Consider the following 18,293-nt stretch of genomic DNA (forward strand, 5'->3'; position numbering starts at 1 on the left):
TTAAACTCTCCCTAGATATTCATCTACCGTATAGTTTAAGAAACGATTGAATGGTAATAACAATTTAAAGTCATCCACCGCCTTATCCATCCAATCCGTAGCGTAAAAGAAATTATCCGGCTTATAAGACACCACGCTGAAATCCTTATGCTTCATGATATAACCATAAGGGGAATCCATTGGATAGCCGGCAGGCATGCGTTTCAGCATCTCCCCCTCTAACACCGGGAATGTTTTCTTAAATGTAGGTTCCTCGATAATAGCCGTAAATTCCTCGATATGATCGTATATATCCTGACGAAGTTTCTTTAATAGCGCAGGTGGCGGGCACCATACACCTCCGGAAAGCAAGCAGCCTCCCGGCTCCAGATGGATATAATAACCACCCCGTTCGCTGGCACGACCACCTTGGGAGATGTAAGCGGCGAAATGACATTTATAAGGAGTCTTATCCGGAGAGAAACGGATATCCCTGTATATCCGGAACAAACAATCTTTCGCCTCCAACCCGGCTACCTCGGGATCGAATAAGGAGATACGACCTATTAAATCTTGTACCTCATCGATAAACCCCTTACGTAGCGCATCGTAACGATTTTTATTGTCTTGGAACCATTCCCGATTGTTATGGCTCCTCAACTCTGTCAAGAACTCTATGATCTGTTCATTCATAACTTTCTATTTTTAATCCTTACAAATGTAAGAAATATTAGAAACTGTAACCCAGATTCAGATAAAATTGCAGGTTATTATTCCGGTTCGACAATCCGAAGTTCGTATTCATCGGACCGAACATACTATTATAGGCATAACCGATGCTGCCTCCCCATACACTTTCTCCCTTGAGCAGGTCGAAGAAATTATCCTCATGGATCGCATAGTTGGCTATCAATGAGATATAGTGCCGCTGCCCGATACGCTGACGTAAGTTCAAACGGACGATCGCCACGGAATTATCGAATATCTCCATCCGATTGATCCCCGCGAACGGTAACTGCTGGGGAAGGTACCTTTCCGGCATATCGCCTCCCACCACATTCAAAAAGGGATAAGCCGGATCTTTCCCGATCAACACGCGACCATCGATAGACGGCAACAGACTCAAATGGGAAGTCAGCGGCAATACTGAAAGGAAACTGAGTTTCAAAGCGGAGAAGAAGGTATGTCCCTTATAAGTCACGAAGTTATCCGTATAAATGGAATAATCCGCTTGCAGAGAAACGCCTTTACTCGGGAAGTAACGGCGGTCCAAGGTTTCCAGATGGGCCTGAGCGAAGTAACTGATAAAGCCTTCCGGTTTTACTTGATACTTTTGGTTTTCCGCCGTATAAAGGAATGAGTTATAATCAAAATACTCATAACGGGCTCCTAGCTTCAACTTGAAATTCAGCCAGTTCATGTCCGAATATCCAAGTTCCACGAAATGATGGCGATACGTCGTATTCACGATTTTATCCCCCCGGTTATAGACGTCGAGATCATGGTACGTGAACATGTAAGACAGGTTGATGTTACGCAAGGGATTACGCTCTATCGCATAGTCCACTCGCCCATACATACGTTTCCCGATCCTTCCCGTTACGGAGAACTTCGAATGGTAACGAGCCCGATTGTCAAAAGTAGCATTCAGCAACAGGGCGACGATATCCTCACTATTAAAATTCAAGCCCACATTAATCGCACTATTTGATTTTTCCTGTACCGTAAGCACCAAATCCTCCTGCCTCTCACCGACCAATTTATAGCTCACATTCGAGTAAAGATTTGTACCGATCACGATAGACATGGCTTCCTGCAATTTCTTCACGGTAAGCAAGCTATTCTCTTTCAAGCCGCTGATTTGCGTCAACCATTTCTCATCACGAGGATCTATACCTTCAAACAAGACACGCCGGATATGAAACGTATCGGTAGGGGCTACCGGATAGGAATGTACTAATCTCTTTCGGTGCATATCCGAACTATCGGATAAACCAATCTTCTTCTTTAAGGCAAGAATCTCATCCCATTGCTTGCGGGCGACTTGCTCACCCCGGTCAATCAAGGTATCCAAGGCCGTCTCCCCAAAACTAGCGGAATTATAAGGGTCTGTATTCGGGCGGAACAACAGATCGGTTTGTTCCTTATTCGGTCCGTATTTCTCATAACCATGCAAGGCGACGATCTGCCCTACGATATCCCAAGGGGTATTTATCCGCTCCAACTGTTTCAAGTCGCTAGTACCCAGATCTACGCCAATAATGATATCCGCCCCCATATCCCGTGCGACATCCGCCGGATAGTTATTCTTGATCCCACCATCTACCAACACCATGCTATCCAAACGTACCGGCGCGAACACGGCAGGAATCGCCATACTGGCACGCATTGCCAACGGAAGACTTCCACGATGGAAAACATATTCTTGCCCGTCCACCACATTCAACGCCACACAAGCGAAAGGTATATTCAATTGATTAAAATCTACGGAATCATGATAACCGATCGTTAAATCAGAGAAAAGGTTCTGGAGATTTTGACCTTTTATCATCCCTTGGATCGTTATCTCCTTTTTACTCCGGCCAAAAGGAAGGGAAAAGACATATCGCTCGGAATTCTCTTTCTCCGGAAAAGTAAGGTTACTACGTTTCACACGGTCACTTAGCAACATGCTCCAATCCTGCCAACGTACCATGCTATCGATCTCAGCGGCAGTATAGCCAACGGAATACAAGCCACCAACGATAGCTCCCATACTGGTTCCGGCAATATAATCAATCGGGATGCCGGCCTCCTCCAATACCTTCAACACCCCGATATGAGCGACACCTTTCGCCCCACCGCCTCCCAGCACCAAGCCTACCTTTTTCCGCTCAGCCATCACAGAAGGCACCAACATCAACCCAACCAACCACAATAAAAGGAACTTCCTCATCTAGATATTCTTTCCGGCAAATGTAGCTGGTTTACTCGAAAACGCAAACGGATTCATCTAGAATAAAACGTATGTTTACCTATATATAAAGTTTATCGCTATCTCATCTATTCTATAAACCATGCCGTGAACTGTATAAACCAAGGCGTGGTCTGCACATTCCACGGCGTGGTTTATACAGTTCACGGCGCTGATTTAAGAATAAATACTTATTCGCTATGGAATGTATAGGTTATCGGAGAACTATTTCAACAAGAGAGGAACATTTTATTTCCGGAACATAAGCGGGCAATCGATAGTATTTGATACGGCCTCCCTAAAATTAATAGGCATTTCTCGCTAAAATCGATTTACGTATTATGAATCAAGTATGTACGTGTTTATCAAAAAATAATATAGCCATCAACTTACTTTTTTCCAGCAAGGTAGCAGCCGGAGCAATATATTACTTTTTCTTTTTCAGCAGCATGACCACAGGATTCGACTCTTCATCCAAGTTTGCGGCGATCTCCTTCAACTTTCCTTTTAGCTGGCCTTTCTCGTAAGCCTCAACTAAGTCCGGGGCATCTAGAGTTTGGCAGATAGCTATTTCGGGGTTTCTTGGCTCTGATGTTAGAGAGACTTCTTCCTTATTGATGAAATCATCATTGTATAGAATATAGCTGAATAAGGCATTTTCTTGTTTATCATACACCAGATCTTCACCAAGGAAACCTTTAAACGTCGTAAAGTCAACCTCTTTTCTCATGGTTCTCATGAAACAGTAGCGATCGGTGATGACGGTTGGAAAAAGAAATACTTTAGTATCCATGGAGGATATGGAAGGGCTTCTTACGATAAAAGGACTCAGATTACCATCCGGCAAGTAATGGAATATGGTATCAGACGATGTATTGACAAGTATCCATTTATCCCGATCCGGGAACGTAAGATAAAATTCCGGCGTAATGATAAACTCCCCTTCTGTTACAACCGGAGTCTCAGTCCCCTTAGAGGGAATTTGGATCTCATGAATGATACGGCCATCTTGCTTGGAAATAATCAAATGACACTCCCGCTTGCCTTTTTCCGATGGATAACTCTTATAGCAAATCAAATGATCACGATCATAATTAAATATATAATTATAATAACTGGTATCCGTGAACTTAAAACTCCTTTTATAGTTTCCCAATAAGTCATAGACACCTATTTTTCTCGCCGGATTATCCTTGACGAATATCTCATCGTTATCCTCATCCAAGACAAGCCCTGTAAGTTGCGTGTATTCCTCACCGCTTTGCCCTAAACGGTTTATCTTCCTTAGTCCCTTTCCGTTTCTATCGAAAACAAGAATATCCCCATCACTGCCCCGATTCGTCACCAGCATGATATCCTTTCCGATCGCTTTCACGGCACCTTTAGTTATAAAATCATCCGTGGTTTCCAACGCGATGTATTCCACGTCCATGAGGTCTTGAAGTATCAGTTCCTTTTCCGGATAATCGGCCATGACATCAACCCTTATAAGGTTATCGACAGAGGAAGCGGACCGATTGCCACATCCCATACATCCGACTAAAGCGAGCAGCATAGCCACTGCGTTCGTAGTTAATTTTCTCATTTTCATAATGTTTAAAGTCTTTCGTTCGATGTCATTTCTTGCTCTTTAGCGCTTTCTCTTTGTTCATCATCCGTATCATCTCTTTTACCTCATCGGATGTCTCCGGCAGTTGTTGGATCAGAGATTGGAGTTCATTTATAGAAAGCTGGCTTTTCCGGTTATCTGGAGCCAGCATGGTTTGCTCCGTGATACCCCGTTTGGACATATCCGAATTTAATGACTCCAAGAAAGGCCGGGTAAAAGTCAAGTTACTCAGATCCGACTCGTTTTTCAACAGTTCCTTTGCGTAAGTCACTTGAGCGAATACACCTCTCTGTAGCTCCTCCGCATTCTTGAATCCGGAGATATCCGGATGGCTATATAGGTTCGCGATCTCACGAAGCAATTCTACACGAGTACCCTTCACCTTCCACGCCCGATAAAGCAGACGGGCCGCCTCCTCTATCTTACCCGAGCTTCTGGCGCTCATGGCACGAATCTCCATGACCATCTCCGATTCCTCCGGCAATTGATTGATCAGGTTACGCAAATCCACGATAGAGATCTTGCTCTTTTTCCCATCCGGGTCTATCATAGTCTCCTCCGCCACATTACGGAAAAACATATCCTCATAGAAGGATTGCAGAAGCGCCCGGCTAAACACCATCGTCCTCTCGTCCGCTTTTTTCTTTAAGCTCTCATTCATATAAAGTACCAAGATAAAAAGACCTCGCTGGCGATCCTCCTCGCTCTGGAATTTAGACACGTCAATCTCACTATACATATGCGAGATCGCCGCTAGGAAATCCAGTCGTTCCGGATTCTTCTTCCATGCCTCATAGTAGAGACGGGACGCTTCCTTGTATCTCCCGTCTTTTTGGTAAGTCTCCGCACGGAAGGCCAATAATTGATTTACCAAGAAACGATTGGGCTCCAATCCCTTTTCCGCCCGGTCAAATAAATCGTAAGCCCGTTTCCGGTCATACGTCTTACCCAAGGCGGAACCCAATAAGAGGCATACCTCGACCGAGGTCGTATCCTGCTCATATGCCATATCCAAGATATCTACCGAGGGCATATACAGACCGGCATAATACTTCGAGGCTCCCCCATATTTCAAGGTAAGGTAGGTGGAATCACCATCAGCCAACAAACTGGAATAGACAGAATCCGCCTGAACAAATTGTTTCACGATATATAGCCCCAATCCTTTACTACGCAATAATTGACGATTCCCGGGATTATAAAACAAGGCGGTATCGCAAATCGCTATTCCTTCCGATATATAATCCGGGCTACTAGCCCCCATCCGATACAATGAATTCACTAACGCAACCGCCAACCCCGCATTCTCACGATTCAAGTTATACGCCTGAAAATAAGCGGTCGTAGCAGAAGGATATTGTTCCATTCGAGTATAGCAATCGCCAATCGCACGGTATAAGACAGTATTATCCTCATTCTGAGCTTGCAATTTCTCATAGGCATCAACTGCTTTCTCATACTCCCCCAATTGGAAATACAGACGTGCCAACTGATAATTAGCGTAGAAGTTCGAGCTATCGGCGGATAATACCTGATGAAAATATCGCTCGGCATCCTCCGCACGGCCTAAGTTCGTCGCCGTCCGAGCCAAGATGTTTAAGATATCCAAGTTCGTCGTATCCATAGAAAAGCAAAGACGGTAATAGTCATAAGCCTTCTGATACCGAAGCATACCCTCATAAGCCTGCCCGATAGCGTTCATAATCTCATAATTCGAAGAATCAGCTAGTGTAAGGCTATCAGCATGAGCGATCACAGCCGCATATTGCTTACGGTTCACCAAGTCTTGCCAATTAAACTCTTGAGCATTCCCGGGAAAAATAAGGCAACAAAGTAACAGAACTGTAACTAAATTACATTTCGCATTCATATCTGTATATTTTTAAGATTACTGATTAAGCGACCAACATAGCCTCTATTCTTATTTCACTGTAACCGGAAAGTAATAGGCACCGTATATAAGACGCGGACCGCCTTTCCGTCCTGACGACCGGGAGTCCACCGGGGCATCATTCCGATGACTCGCAAAGCTTCCGCATCCAAGGAGGGATCTATTCCCCGTATGATTTTAGGTTCCACGATATTTCCTTTCTTATCTACCACAAACGAACAGATCACACGACCTTGCACTCCCGCTTCCTGCGCATCCGTCGGATACTTTATGCTTTGAGCGATAAACTTTAATAATTCATGATCCCCTCCGGGATATTGCGGCATCACGTCCACTACCGTCAAAGTCTCTTCCTTCGTTTCTACTACCGGACTTTTCAAACGGAACGTAATCGGGACCGTATATTTCACGGCGACCGCCTTTCCACGTTGCATTCCCGGATTCCAGCGAGGCATAGTGTTTATTACCCTTACGGCCTCCTCATTCAATAAAGGAGTCACTCCCCGAAGCACCTCCGGATTATTGACGGAACCATCACGCCCGACGATAAACGAGCAGATTACACGCCCTTGCTCCCCGTTATCCTGACTCTCTTTCGGATACTTTATATTCGTGGCTATGTATTTCAACAACTCCGCATCCCCACCCGGAAAACTAGGCATCTTCTCTACCACGGTAAATACTTGCTCGTTCATCTCACGGGATTTGGAAGATAAGGACAAATGGGTATTATTTGTCATATCAGCAGCCAAGACCTCTTGGGACTCCCTTCCTTGATAGCTGCATCGCAAAATCGCATTCGCAGGAACCTCCAAAGAGAAAGCCCCTTTCCTATCCGTGATAGTCCCCTCTTTACCGCCCTTCACCACAACTGATGCCCCGATCAAAGGCTGCCCGGTCTCATCAACCAGAATGCCCGTAGCCGTCACCATAGCGTTCGAGACCGTAGCCTCATTCGCCAGACGGACAGTCAAACGCGCTACCGCCTCGATATTACTTAACAGCATCAAGATCCCTACCAATGGAATAAATATCAGATATTTCGTACGTACGATACCCGGGCTCCGCTTCTTGTTCATCATCATAATCCGGTTCTTCAGATGCAGCACATTGAAACTATTATACAAAGTAGTAACGGACTGATGATGAGCCAATCCCAATAAATGGTATTGATAGCTCTTACTATCGTAACCGGACTGGATCACCGTGTTATCCGCCAGATACTCCAGATTATGCCTAACCTCACGCTTCAATAACCATACAAAAGGATTGAACCAGCAAGCCATACACATCATCTCGCTCAAGATCACGTCAATCGAGTGCCATTGGGATACGTGCGTACATTCATGTGTCAATATCTCATCCGTTTCCTTATCCGAATGACTCTCCGGATGCAAGAAGACCATACGGAAAAAGGAGAATGGCCCGGCGGCCTTCCGCAACGCATAAACCGGAGTTTTATGAATAACAACACGCTCACAGGTATGAGCCAACCATAAGATACTGCTTAATTGCACGAGAAAACGTCCGCATAAGAACGCTACGATCCCCCAATAAATAAACCCCAAAGATCCCAGCAACCATCCATACCAATCCACGGACGCCGCGGCATCCGCTTTCGCCGTCGCCTCAGGCAACATAGCGGAATACATATAAATCACGTCCGCTATAGGCTCTTGTTGCCTTACCCAATCTTGGATGTTCAGCAAAGGATAAAACAGAGCCAAGCCAAAGAACGCCAGCAAGATCGCACGACGTAGCTTGAAGAACGTGTCCTTATAGAAGAACAACCGGTAGAAGGCGTAAAAGAGTACAAAGGCTACATTTACCTTCAATAAGTAGGCAAATTCCGGTGTCATGGTATGTGGGATTTAGGTTATTCTTTTCCTTTCTCAATCAAATCGATGATATCCTTTAGATCATCCGTAGAGATTTTCTGATCTTTCGCAAAGAAAGAAACCATTTCTTTATACGAGTTAGCGAAATAATTCGTTACCACGCCGCCAAGGAACGTACGTTTATATTCCGTTTCCTCTATCAAAGGACGGTATTCATACGTATTTCCATAACGTTTCGCCTTCACGTACTTCTTTCGCTCCAGATTCTTGATCACGGAAGCGAGCGTCGTATAAGGAGGTTTCGGGTCCTCGTATTTGGCCAGCACATCTTTCACAAAACAAGGACCGATCCGCCAAATCCAGCGCATCGCCTCTTCTTCCTGCATCGTTAGCTTCTCCATAAATCTTATCCTTTTATTTAATGTATATCTACAAAGCTACGAAATAGTCGTAAACAGCATGCGGAAGGCACGTTAATTAACATTAAATAAGAATCACAAGACCTGCAATCGTGAATTATTGCAACTTAAATGTGATCGGCACCGTATATTTCACGGCTACCGGCTCGCCTTTTTGGGTGCCCGGTGTCCAACGAGGCATCATTTGCAAGACCCGAACCGCCTCTTGGTCTAATGCCGGGGAGATTCCTCTAAGGACCTTGTAATTCGTAAGCGTTCCATCCTTCGTTACCACAAACGAACAAATCACACGGCCTTGCTCCCCTTTCTCTTGGCTCTCTTGTGGATACTTTACATTCTTGGCTATAAATTTCAAAAGCTCCGCATCACCGCCGGGAAACTTCGGCATCACCTCTACCACCCTAAATACCTGCTCTCCATTTTCCAGCGTATCTTCGTCCTCCGCTTGTACCTGCACTTGCTCTTTTTCCTTTGCAACATCTGTCGGTACACTGTCTTCTTTTTGTTCCGAAGACTGCCCACATCCTACACACATCGCCAAAGCGAACAGGATGATCATTGTGTTCATAATTGCCTTTTTCATTTTCAATCAGTTTTAAAGTTATTACTTAACCTTCGCAAACTTACGAAATATTCGTACGTCTATATTCTAAAGGCAGTTAATTAACATTAAACCCAAACAAAAAATTCAATATAGAGCTATTTAAACTGAAAATTCTCTTTCCTGAAATCCGAAGGGGAAATACCGATTATTTTCGTAAACACACGAGTAAAATAATAGGCATCCGTAAAACCCAACATATAAGCTATCTGATTAATCCTCAGATCGGTCTTTATAAGGTATAAACAGGCGCTATTAATTTTCATCCTCATAAAGTAGTCCATAGGGGCATATCCGGTCTCCTTCACGAACTTACGATAAAAATAGGAGGGCGAATAGCCTACATACGCCGCCAGATCATCGACCGTTAATTTCTTATTCAGGTTCTCGTTCATATAATATGTCGCACGATTGATAATGCTTTCCGCATACTCACTGGGAGATCTCCCGTTTCGATACTGTTCCAGATATAGGAACGTAGCTAAGAAATGAGCGAAGCAAACGTTCGCATAATTCAAATTCTCCTGAGAAAAACCATTTTTCAAGATCATATAAATCTCATCAAACAATTTGATCCGTTCCTCTATCCGAGAGGTATCCGAAGGAGTGATAGAAGTAGGAACATAAAACTTCTTCGAATACAAGGGAGCCTTGTCGCCTAAAAAATGTATCCAGTAGATACTCCACGGCGATATATCAGAGGCACCATAACTATGTTGGATGCAAGGAGGAAGTATAATGAATTGATTAGCGGTCAAAGTATACTTCTTTCCGTTAAGAATTATCCATCCCTCTCCTTCCGTACAATAAATAAGAATATACTGTTCGCAACCTGTCGGGCGATTTATATAATGATGTAAGGCACGGGAGAAAAAGCCCAATGAATACACATATAAATCCCCGGTTAATGGACTATCCTTAATCCTATCCAACAACTCTAACGGAAGATAAATAAACCTCTCTCCCGGAAAACCTAACGCACGCTGAATCATATATATCTCCTTTCCTATTCGTCACAAAGAAAGCAATAATTGTCCATTCCAGAGGTTGTTTTCATCTATTTTTATGCCAATAGAGAAGCCATACATTTGCGATATCAACTTAATCACAATATCATGAACTCAAAAAATAAAATACGAAAGGCAATAAACCATCAAACGACAGATGGAATCCCGGTAGATTTTGGGGCGACAACCGTCACAGGCATGCATTGCCGGATTGTAGAGGAATTACGCAAACATTACGGGTTACGAGAAAAGCCCGTAAAAATTATAGATCCTTTCCAGATGTTGGGAGAAATTGACGAGGAACTTCAAGAGATTATCGGTATTGATACGATCGGAGTATCCGGTCCTAAAGATATATTCAATAACGACGCATCGGAATTCCATGAGCAAATTACCCCTTGGGGACAACGAGTGATGATCGCCCACCCCATAAATTTAGCTACGGATAAGGAAGGCGATGTTTATATATATGCGGAAGGTGACACGAATTATCCACCAAGCGCCATTATGCCCGCCCAATGTTATTTCATCAATGCGATAGAAAGGCAACAACCTATCATTGAAGAGCAGTTAAATCCATCTGACAATTTAGAGGAGTACGGGCTTCTGTCTGATAAGGATTTAGCATGGATCAAGCAGGAAGTGGAACAAGCCTCCTCAACCGGGAAAGCTGTGGTAGCAGGTTTTGGGGGCACCGCATTAGGTGACGTAGCATTTATTCCCGGTATGGGACTAAAAAATCCGCATGGGATCCGAAGTGTCTCAGAATGGTATATCTCCACGATGATGAGACAAGAGTATATCCATACTGTTTTTGACCGGCAAATCACGATAGCGATCGAGAACTATAAGAAAATATGGGATACGGTTGGCGATAAAGTGGATGTGGTTTTTACTTGCGGCACAGATTTCGGTTGTCAGGATTCGCAATTCTGCTCAATCGATACTTTCAATGAATTATGGTTACCTCATTATAAGCGTATGAACGACTGGATCCATACACATACGACCTGGAAAGTATTCAAGCATTCATGTGGTGCCATCGTCCCCATCCTTCCGGGTATTATCGAAGCCGGCTTCGATATTATCAACCCCGTACAAATAAACGCGAAAAACATGGACCCGACATTCCTCAAAAAAGAATTTGGTTCCAAACTTACATTCTGGGGAGGAGGAATCGATACACAAAGAATTCTTCCTTATGCTTCTCCGAAGGAGGTATATGATCATGTATTACGTCAATGCGACATTTTGGGACAAGATGGCGGGTTCATTTTCAATTCAGTTCATAACATCCAAGCGAATGTTCCGGTAGAAAATGTCATCGCAATGATAGAAGCTTTATCATCCATAAATAATTAAGCACAATGAAACTAATAAATATGAATAAATGGGCGAATGAAATCATACAGGAAAAAAGCAGGATCGCTATTCCCATAATGACTCACCCCGGCATAGAAATGATCAATAAGAGCATTCTGCAAGCGGTTACGGATGGAGAAACACATTCGAAAGCCATAATAGCCTTAAATGAGAAATATCCATCAGCCGCAGCTACTGTCATCATGGATCTGACGGTTGAAGCAGAAGCCTTTGGATCGGAAATACGCTTTACCGAAAATGAAGTTCCTTCCGTGATCGGACGTCTGGTATACGATATCGACTCCGTAACTCAATTGAGGATTCCATCTTTAAACAACGGTCGCATTCCTGAATATTTAAAGGCAAATAGATTGACAGCCGAAAAGATTCAAGACAAACCGATTCTCGCAGGTTGTATCGGTCCTTATTCTCTTGCGGGCAGATTATTCGATATGACAGAAATCATGATGTCTATTTATATAGAACCGGATGTCATTCGTTTATTATTAGATAAGTGTACGCAATTTATCATTCAATATTGCATGGCCCTAAAAGATACTGGCGTAAACGGAGTTATCATGGCAGAGCCTGCCGCCGGCTTATTATCGAATGCGGATTGCAGGGAATTTTCATCCGTCTATATCAAGAAGGTGGTAGAGGCGGTACAAGATAAAGATTTTATAGTCGTCCTGCATAACTGCGGAAATACGGGTCATTGCACGGAAGCGATGCTTGAATCCGGGGCGAACGCTTACCATTTCGGTAATAAGGCATGTATGACAGAAACTTTAGAGAAATGCCCGAAAGATGTACTTGTCATGGGAAATCTGGACCCTGTAGGTATCTTTAAGATGTCCACCCCCAAACAAGTCTATGAGGCTACCCGGACTTTGCTGGAAGAGACCGCGGCATATCCGAACTTCATTTTATCATCCGGATGCGATATTCCCCCTTTAGTACCCGCAAATAATATCGACGCTTTTTATCAAGCCTTGGAAGAATACAATAACAATTAATCTATAAATCGAAATGAAAATGGTAGAACTACAAGAATTACATACGGCCATAGTGACGGGCAAACTGCCTTTAGCGATCAGTACGACTCAAAAGGCGATCGAAGAAGGTATCGAGCCACAAGTTATCATTAACGAATATATGGTAAAGGCTATGGAGGAAATAGGAACCCGGTTTGAGAACGGAAAAGCATTTGTGCCCGAACTATTGATGGCCGCACGAGCCATGAAAGGTTCCTTAGACTTATTAAAGCCCTATTTGGCGACAGAGACAAACAGATCCCCCGGCAAGATCGTCATCGGCACGGTAAAAGGAGATTTACATGATATCGGGAAAAACCTTGTTGCCTCCATGTTCGAAGGATGTGGTTTCGAGGTTATAAATCTGGGTGTTGATATCTCATCGGAAAAATTCGTGAAAGCCGTAGAGGAACATCACGCCAATATTATATGCATGTCCGCTTTGCTTACCACGACCATGAACTATATGAGAGAGGTCATTAAGGCTCTGGAGATTTCCGGACTACGCCAGAAAGTCAAGGTCATGATCGGCGGTGCTCCTATCACGGAACAATACGCGTTGGAAATAGGTGCCGACGGATATAGCGATAATGCTAATGCAGCCGTTGTCTTAGCAAAAAAATTAATCGCGTTATCATGATATACTCATTTGAGCTCCCGGCTTCCTCTCTTAGTCTCCGTAAAGAAGAAATTTACGAGGCTATGGGGTATGGTACACATGAACCAGACGAATCCGTGAAAATCCTGACAAGAGAATTATTGGCTGGAATTCCGGAAGATGTTATTGTCTCAGGGTACTTATCCACATTAGCCGCAGAAATACAGCAGGATTCAATCAGTATACAAAAAATGAATTTTCAAACAGGAAAGACAATAGCGAGTTTGATGAAACGGGCTGAACAAATAGCTGTTTTTGTCGCCACGGCAGGAAGGGGATTCGAACGTTGGAGCAAAAGTATCTCCCAAAAAGACGATTGGGCAGCTCTCTTCATTACTGATTCCATAGGGAGCTGCTTAGTAGAAAAGGCCGGTGATTATCTAGAAATCCAGCTCGAACAAAAAATCGAGAAAGGACTAAAACACACCAACCGTTTTAGTCCGGGGTACTGCGGATGGAATGTCACTGAACAACGAAAGCTGTTCTCCTTATTACCGGATAACATTCTAGGCATTCAACTTTCCGATAGCTGCATGATGTCTCCTATAAAGTCTATCAGCGGATTTATTGGAATTGGAAAGGAGGTACAGACTAAACGATACGGTTGCCAAATATGTGAATTACAAACTTGCTTTCGAAAAAACAAAAGAAAGAATTAATATGAGACGATCTATTGTATTATATCACATACTAATGTTTATCTCTTGCTCATTTAGCTTATTTGGGCAAAAACATATCCCAGTCAATCCCAAGGCATCGAAAGAGGCTTACCAATTACTGGAATTTCTCTATACCATACAGGCTAAACATTATACGCTGTCCGGACAACATAATTTCGTAAGCGATTTAAATCTATATGAAAACGCAGTCCGGAAAGTGACAGGAAAAACCCCCGTACTATGGGGTTCTGATTTCAGCTTTAATGTAAAAGGTGATAGCGCCCAGAATTATCAGCATTGCGGACCGATGAATCTTAGTACACCTTATAAGCCTTTCTCTTTCAATAATCGCAGGGACTCAAGCCTACGTGCGGACATGATAGCAGAGGCGATTCAACAATATAAACAAGGACGGATCATCACGTTAATGTGGCACGCATGTTTCCCTACGGATGGCGATGAATGCGATGGATCATCTATCTGGACTGGAGAAAACCGGATACCGGATGAGGCATGGGAAGAGTTAACCACTCCCGGCACCTTCTTGCATAAGGCGTGGCAACGTCAAGCCGATCGAATCGCTTCCTATCTCAAACAATTGCGGGATTTAGGTATCCCTGTTCTATGGCGTCCTTATCATGAGATGAACGGAAGCTGGTTCTGGTGGGGGGGCCATCCCGGTGAAAATGGTTACAAGAAGTTATGGATTATGATGTATGACTATTTCACCCATTATCATAAACTGAATAATCTTTTGTGGGTATGGAACGCAAGCGCTATCAGTCAATGGGTCCCCTCATATGTTGATTTTTTCCCGGGCACCGAGTATGTCGACCTATTAGCCACCGACGTTTATCGCAGGGAATATACTCAAGAGACTTACGATGAACTTGTCTCATTAGGAAAAGGTAAAATCGTGGCTTTAGGTGAAATAGGTGAGATGCCGACAAATGAACAATATAAAGATCAGCCATATACGTGGTTTATGTGTTGGGGATATTATATAGACCAATATAACTCTGCAAAAGACGTAAAGGCTATCTATGATAATCCTCGTACCATCACACTTGATGAGATTGATTTTATTGGAAAAACTTACAAACTGAAATAACAATATTCGTATGAAAAAGAATACAAGGAAAACAGGAAGTTGGCTCATTATGCTTACATTGATCTTATTCGTGTCATGTAGCGAACAAAAAGTGCCAACCATTTGCTCTCTCAGGAATCCATCCCCTTTAACGGAGTTAGGAACCAGGGAGATTAAGAAATATATCTACCAGCGGACAGGCTTAATACCAACGATTCATACAGAGTCCGATTTATCGGATTGTTCCGCAAACTCGATCATCATAGTCAATATCGAGGATATGCCTAATGTACCACAAGCCATACAAGAGAGATCCGCCAATCTCGGCAAAGAGGATTTCCGTATATTTAGTCAAGACAACCGCTTATTTATCATTGGCGGTTCCGATGTAGCGACCCTATATGGCGCTTACAGATATGCGGAATTGTTAGGCGTTCGCTTTTATTTACATGGAGATGTTATTCCGGATGAACCTTATACAGGTTCACTGACCCATTTTAAGGAAGAACTCAACTCTCCTTTATTCAGCACACGCGGGATATTACCTTTCCATGATTTTCCGGAAGGACCGGACTGGTGGAATGAAGATGACTATAAAGCCTATTTTTCCCAGTTGACAAAATTAAGGATGAATTTCTTCGGATTACACACTTACCCAGAAGGAGGCCCTCATGCGGAGCCTAGCGTCTGGATCGGTCTTAAAAAAGATATACAAGACAGTGCCAAGGTAGCCAAATCATATCCAGCAACATTCGCAAACACGCAAAGGCCCGGACATTGGGGATACGCTCCTTTAACGACCAGCCAATTCTCTTCGGGAGCATCCTTGCTATATGATAGGGAAGTATACGGCGCCGATATCTTAAAAGGAACCGAACCTTTCCCTACTACGCCGGATAGCATGTGCTTATTATTCGAACGGACCGGAAAATTATTATCCTCCGCCTTCGACTTCGGTCATCAATTTGGCTTGAAATTCTGCATGGGTACGGAAACTCCTTTGACTATCCCACAAATGGTGAGATCCGAATTAAAGAGGCAAGGGATAAATCCAGAAAGTGAGGATGCCACTCGCATGCTCTATGAAGGCATCTTCAACCGTATCACTCAGACACATTCATTAGATTATTATTGGTTATGGACACCAGAATCATGGACTTGGGGAAATCCCACAAATAAGGTCGTGCAGCAAACTATTAACGACATCAAGATCGCTAATAGTGTATTAGCGGATATGAACTATCCGTTTGAGCTGGCATTAAGCGGATGGGTATTGGGGCCCCCACAAAACAGAAGTGGATTTGACCAGATCATTCCCGCACGTTCCCCGATCAGTTGTATTAGCCGTATGTGGGGACAAGATCGCATAGAAAGAGGGTTCTATAAGATCAAGACTGACAGGCCGAAATGGGCCATACCTTGGTTAGAGGAAGATCCCCGGATGACAATTCCCCAATTCTGGGTCGGACGTATGCGAGCTGACGCAGCGGAGGCATTAGATTATAATTGTAACGGATTGATTGGTATTCATTGGCGTACCCGTTCCATCGCCCCTAATGTACGGGCATTAGCAGAAGCCTCATGGAGCCAGAAAGACTGGAATCCTAATTTCGGGAAACCTTATATAGAGACTCCCGTACAAACCGAGGATGTACGCATACAAGGTAAAGTAAATGCGGATGACGGACGAATAATCAAAGGGACAAAAGACAGTCCCGTTTTTAACTCGCTTTGCTATGATATGGAAAGTTACTTGGTGAAGGTGCCTAATGGCGTGTATACCGTCACTCTACAATTCTGTGAGAATGTATACAACCAGCAAGGAAAACGTGTCTTCGGGGTAAACGTAGAAGGAGAAGCGGTAGCCACCCACCTTGACGTATTCGCGAAAGTGGGAAAAGACACGGCTTATGAGATCAAGACGAAACCCATTGCCGTAAAGGATGGTGTTCTAAATATCGATTTTAATGTAGAGGTGGAAAACCCTTTCATTTCCGGTATTATAATTGAAGGAAAAACGGAGGACGTCAACCAAGTAAAAGGAGAATATTTTAAGCGGGCTATCAATGCCGGTGGTATCGCTTATAAAGATTATGAGGCAGACTTACCGGAAGGAACAGGCATGGAATCCAGCCAACCCCGTGACATGGAAGCCTTTAGTTTTTATAAAGACTATGCCACTGGTGAATTTGGTAAAGAAATCGCAGATAGCGCAGCCGCTATATTTGTCTCTGTGGATGGTTTTTATGGAAACGGTGGCAATGATAACGTGAAAATACCTCGTCCGGCTAATTGGGTATCCAATTCCGGGCCAGGCGCAGTCATGCCGAACCAAGCTCCATGGGATAAGGAAAAACAGAAATATGCTTTCGTCGATCATTTCGCACGACTCGGATCTAAAGTCAATGGGAAAGGAAATATTGACCGTTTCAATTACTGGGTTAATACCTTCAACTATACCAAGGCTATGGCGAAACTCGGATGTACACGGGGCCTATTGGATCAAGCGATGGAAAAGGCCGAGAATATGACAAATGCGAAACAGCGCAAACAGTTTGTCCAAAAGGAAATACTCCCTATCCGCATCCAGATGTCCAGAGAATGGGAAGAGATGATGGGCTACCTGTTACAAACTGTCTATACTCCCGGTGAGTTAGGGACAGTCGCCAATTTGGAGCAATTATCAAGAGCAGGAAATCATTTTCTGGATAAACACGACGATATGATCCAGCGTTATACTGGGGCTGCCCTGCCTAAAGAAGCCGGGCTGTCAACTCAATACAAGGGCCCGACCCGGATTATCTTATTGACGGAACGTTCCCTTATAGAGAAAGATGAGAAAATGATCCTTAAAACAATCATCTTATCTTCTGGTAAAACAAGCATACCTGTATTAAAATATAGGCAAATCGGAGAAAGAGATTTTCGGTCCGCAGAGATGGAATTGATAGCGAGAAATACATATAGCCTCACAATGCCATCGGTCTCTCTCAATGGATTAGAATACTATGTAACCGTAGAAGAAGCTGGAAATTCCATAAATTACCCAGCTTCCGCACCTACTATAAACAATGTAATCATGGCTTTCTGATTTTAAACGACATATAAGGTACACAATTATTTAGCATCATTACAAAATGGTGTTATAAGGGGATATTCACGTATTATTATTCATGTTAATCTATAAACAACT

Annotated in this window: 14 protein-coding genes and 2 pseudogenes; 6 read left to right on the forward strand and 10 right to left on the reverse strand. The window is 43.5% G+C overall.

All coding sequences use genetic code 11. The features are described 5' to 3' along the window. The 10 genes and pseudogenes from D7V92_RS01440 to D7V92_RS01475 all read right to left on the reverse strand — a co-directional run bounded on the left by D7V92_RS01440 (nt 1) and on the right by D7V92_RS01475 (nt 10,282). Complete coding sequence (locus D7V92_RS01440) at nt 1-672, reverse strand: DUF2461 domain-containing protein (protein ID WP_008773003.1); 672 nt, start codon at nt 670-672, stop codon at nt 1-3. 37 nt (nt 673-709) lie between these two features. Continuing rightward, nucleotides 710-2,914, reverse strand: a complete 2,205-nt coding sequence (locus D7V92_RS01445) for a patatin-like phospholipase family protein (protein ID WP_121772122.1) — start codon at nt 2,912-2,914, stop codon at nt 710-712. Nucleotides 2,915-3,359: 445 nt separating this feature from the next. Next, nucleotides 3,360-4,517 (reverse strand): 6-bladed beta-propeller, encoded by a 1,158-nt coding sequence (locus D7V92_RS01450; protein ID WP_057326100.1) that lies wholly within the window; start codon nt 4,515-4,517, stop codon nt 3,360-3,362. A gap of 31 nt (nt 4,518-4,548) precedes the next feature. Then, nucleotides 4,549-6,411 carry a tetratricopeptide repeat protein gene (locus tag D7V92_RS01455; protein ID WP_057328441.1) on the reverse strand — a complete coding sequence of 621 codons (1,863 nt, stop codon included), beginning with the start codon at nt 6,409-6,411 and terminating at the stop codon, nt 4,549-4,551. Nucleotides 6,412-6,467: 56 nt separating this feature from the next. Further along, the gene (locus D7V92_RS22680; RefSeq protein ID WP_369974676.1) at nt 6,468-6,758 is read right to left on the reverse strand and encodes an energy transducer TonB; all 291 of its coding nucleotides are present in this window, start codon (nt 6,756-6,758) and stop codon (nt 6,468-6,470) included. A 60-nt stretch (nt 6,759-6,818) separates the two neighbouring features. Continuing rightward, nucleotides 6,819-7,127, reverse strand: a pseudogene (locus D7V92_RS22685) (energy transducer TonB); the annotation flags it as partial. Then, nucleotides 7,125-8,291: pseudogene (locus D7V92_RS22690) on the reverse strand (carboxypeptidase-like regulatory domain-containing protein); the annotation flags it as partial. The pseudogenes D7V92_RS22685 and D7V92_RS22690, both read right to left, overlap by 3 nt. A 17-nt stretch (nt 8,292-8,308) precedes the next feature. After that, complete coding sequence (locus D7V92_RS01465; protein ID WP_005859967.1) at nt 8,309-8,671, reverse strand: BlaI/MecI/CopY family transcriptional regulator; 363 nt, start codon at nt 8,669-8,671, stop codon at nt 8,309-8,311. Nucleotides 8,672-8,786: 115 nt separating this feature from the next. Beyond that, nucleotides 8,787-9,272 carry an energy transducer TonB gene (locus D7V92_RS01470; protein WP_036616290.1) on the reverse strand — a complete coding sequence of 162 codons (486 nt, stop codon included), beginning with the start codon at nt 9,270-9,272 and terminating at the stop codon, nt 8,787-8,789. Between the two features lie 116 nt (nt 9,273-9,388). Continuing rightward, complete coding sequence (locus D7V92_RS01475) at nt 9,389-10,282, reverse strand: AraC family transcriptional regulator (protein WP_036616302.1); 894 nt, start codon at nt 10,280-10,282, stop codon at nt 9,389-9,391. Nucleotides 10,283-10,405: 123 nt separating this feature from the next. Between D7V92_RS01475 and D7V92_RS01480 the strand changes: the two genes are divergently transcribed. From D7V92_RS01480 to D7V92_RS01505, 6 genes are read left to right on the forward strand one after another with little or no spacing between them, the layout of a single operon-like run. Next, on the forward strand, nt 10,406-11,659 hold the full coding sequence (locus D7V92_RS01480; RefSeq protein ID WP_121772139.1) for a uroporphyrinogen decarboxylase family protein: 1,254 nt from the start codon (nt 10,406-10,408) through the stop codon (nt 11,657-11,659). A 5-nt stretch (nt 11,660-11,664) separates the two neighbouring features. Next, a complete protein-coding gene (locus D7V92_RS01485) occupies nt 11,665-12,675 on the forward strand; it encodes a methylcobamide--CoM methyltransferase (RefSeq protein WP_036616308.1) in 1,011 nt (336 codons plus the stop codon). 19 nt (nt 12,676-12,694) lie between these two features. Beyond that, the gene (locus D7V92_RS01490) at nt 12,695-13,333 is read left to right on the forward strand and encodes a corrinoid protein (protein WP_121772123.1); all 639 of its coding nucleotides are present in this window, start codon (nt 12,695-12,697) and stop codon (nt 13,331-13,333) included. Next, nucleotides 13,330-14,010, forward strand: a complete 681-nt coding sequence (locus D7V92_RS01495) for a vitamin B12 dependent-methionine synthase activation domain-containing protein (protein WP_121772124.1) — start codon at nt 13,330-13,332, stop codon at nt 14,008-14,010. The genes D7V92_RS01490 and D7V92_RS01495 overlap by 4 nt, the downstream gene beginning before the upstream one ends. Nucleotide 14,011: 1 nt before the next feature. Further along, nucleotides 14,012-15,121 carry a glycosyl hydrolase gene (locus D7V92_RS01500; protein ID WP_036651693.1) on the forward strand — a complete coding sequence of 370 codons (1,110 nt, stop codon included), beginning with the start codon at nt 14,012-14,014 and terminating at the stop codon, nt 15,119-15,121. A 10-nt stretch (nt 15,122-15,131) separates the two neighbouring features. Beyond that, nucleotides 15,132-18,191: a malectin domain-containing carbohydrate-binding protein gene (locus D7V92_RS01505; protein ID WP_121772125.1), complete on the forward strand. Its 3,060-nt coding sequence runs from the start codon at nt 15,132-15,134 to the stop codon at nt 18,189-18,191. Nucleotides 18,192-18,293: the final 102 nt, after the last annotated feature.

The sequence above is a fragment of the Parabacteroides sp. CH2-D42-20 genome (assembly GCF_003670185.1).
Lineage (GTDB): Bacteria > Bacteroidota > Bacteroidia > Bacteroidales > Tannerellaceae > Parabacteroides > Parabacteroides distasonis.

Coding starts and splice junctions, on each gene's coding strand:
- D7V92_RS01440 (WP_008773003.1), bottom strand. CDS start 672: ATGAATGAACAGATCATAGAGTTCTTGACAGAGTTGAGGAGCCATAAC.
- D7V92_RS01445 (WP_121772122.1), bottom strand. CDS start 2,914: ATGAGGAAGTTCCTTTTATTGTGGTTGGTTGGGTTGATGTTGGTGCCT.
- D7V92_RS01450 (WP_057326100.1), bottom strand. CDS start 4,517: ATGAGAAAATTAACTACGAACGCAGTGGCTATGCTGCTCGCTTTAGTC.
- D7V92_RS01455 (WP_057328441.1), bottom strand. CDS start 6,411: ATGAATGCGAAATGTAATTTAGTTACAGTTCTGTTACTTTGTTGCCTT.
- D7V92_RS22680 (WP_369974676.1), bottom strand. CDS start 6,758: ATGCCGCAATATCCCGGAGGGGATCATGAATTATTAAAGTTTATCGCT.
- D7V92_RS01465 (WP_005859967.1), bottom strand. CDS start 8,671: ATGGAGAAGCTAACGATGCAGGAAGAAGAGGCGATGCGCTGGATTTGG.
- D7V92_RS01470 (WP_036616290.1), bottom strand. CDS start 9,272: ATGAAAAAGGCAATTATGAACACAATGATCATCCTGTTCGCTTTGGCG.
- D7V92_RS01475 (WP_036616302.1), bottom strand. CDS start 10,282: ATGATTCAGCGTGCGTTAGGTTTTCCGGGAGAGAGGTTTATTTATCTT.
- D7V92_RS01480 (WP_121772139.1), top strand. CDS start 10,406: ATGAACTCAAAAAATAAAATACGAAAGGCAATAAACCATCAAACGACA.
- D7V92_RS01485 (WP_036616308.1), top strand. CDS start 11,665: ATGAAACTAATAAATATGAATAAATGGGCGAATGAAATCATACAGGAA.
- D7V92_RS01490 (WP_121772123.1), top strand. CDS start 12,695: ATGGTAGAACTACAAGAATTACATACGGCCATAGTGACGGGCAAACTG.
- D7V92_RS01495 (WP_121772124.1), top strand. CDS start 13,330: ATGATATACTCATTTGAGCTCCCGGCTTCCTCTCTTAGTCTCCGTAAA.
- D7V92_RS01500 (WP_036651693.1), top strand. CDS start 14,012: ATGAGACGATCTATTGTATTATATCACATACTAATGTTTATCTCTTGC.
- D7V92_RS01505 (WP_121772125.1), top strand. CDS start 15,132: ATGAAAAAGAATACAAGGAAAACAGGAAGTTGGCTCATTATGCTTACA.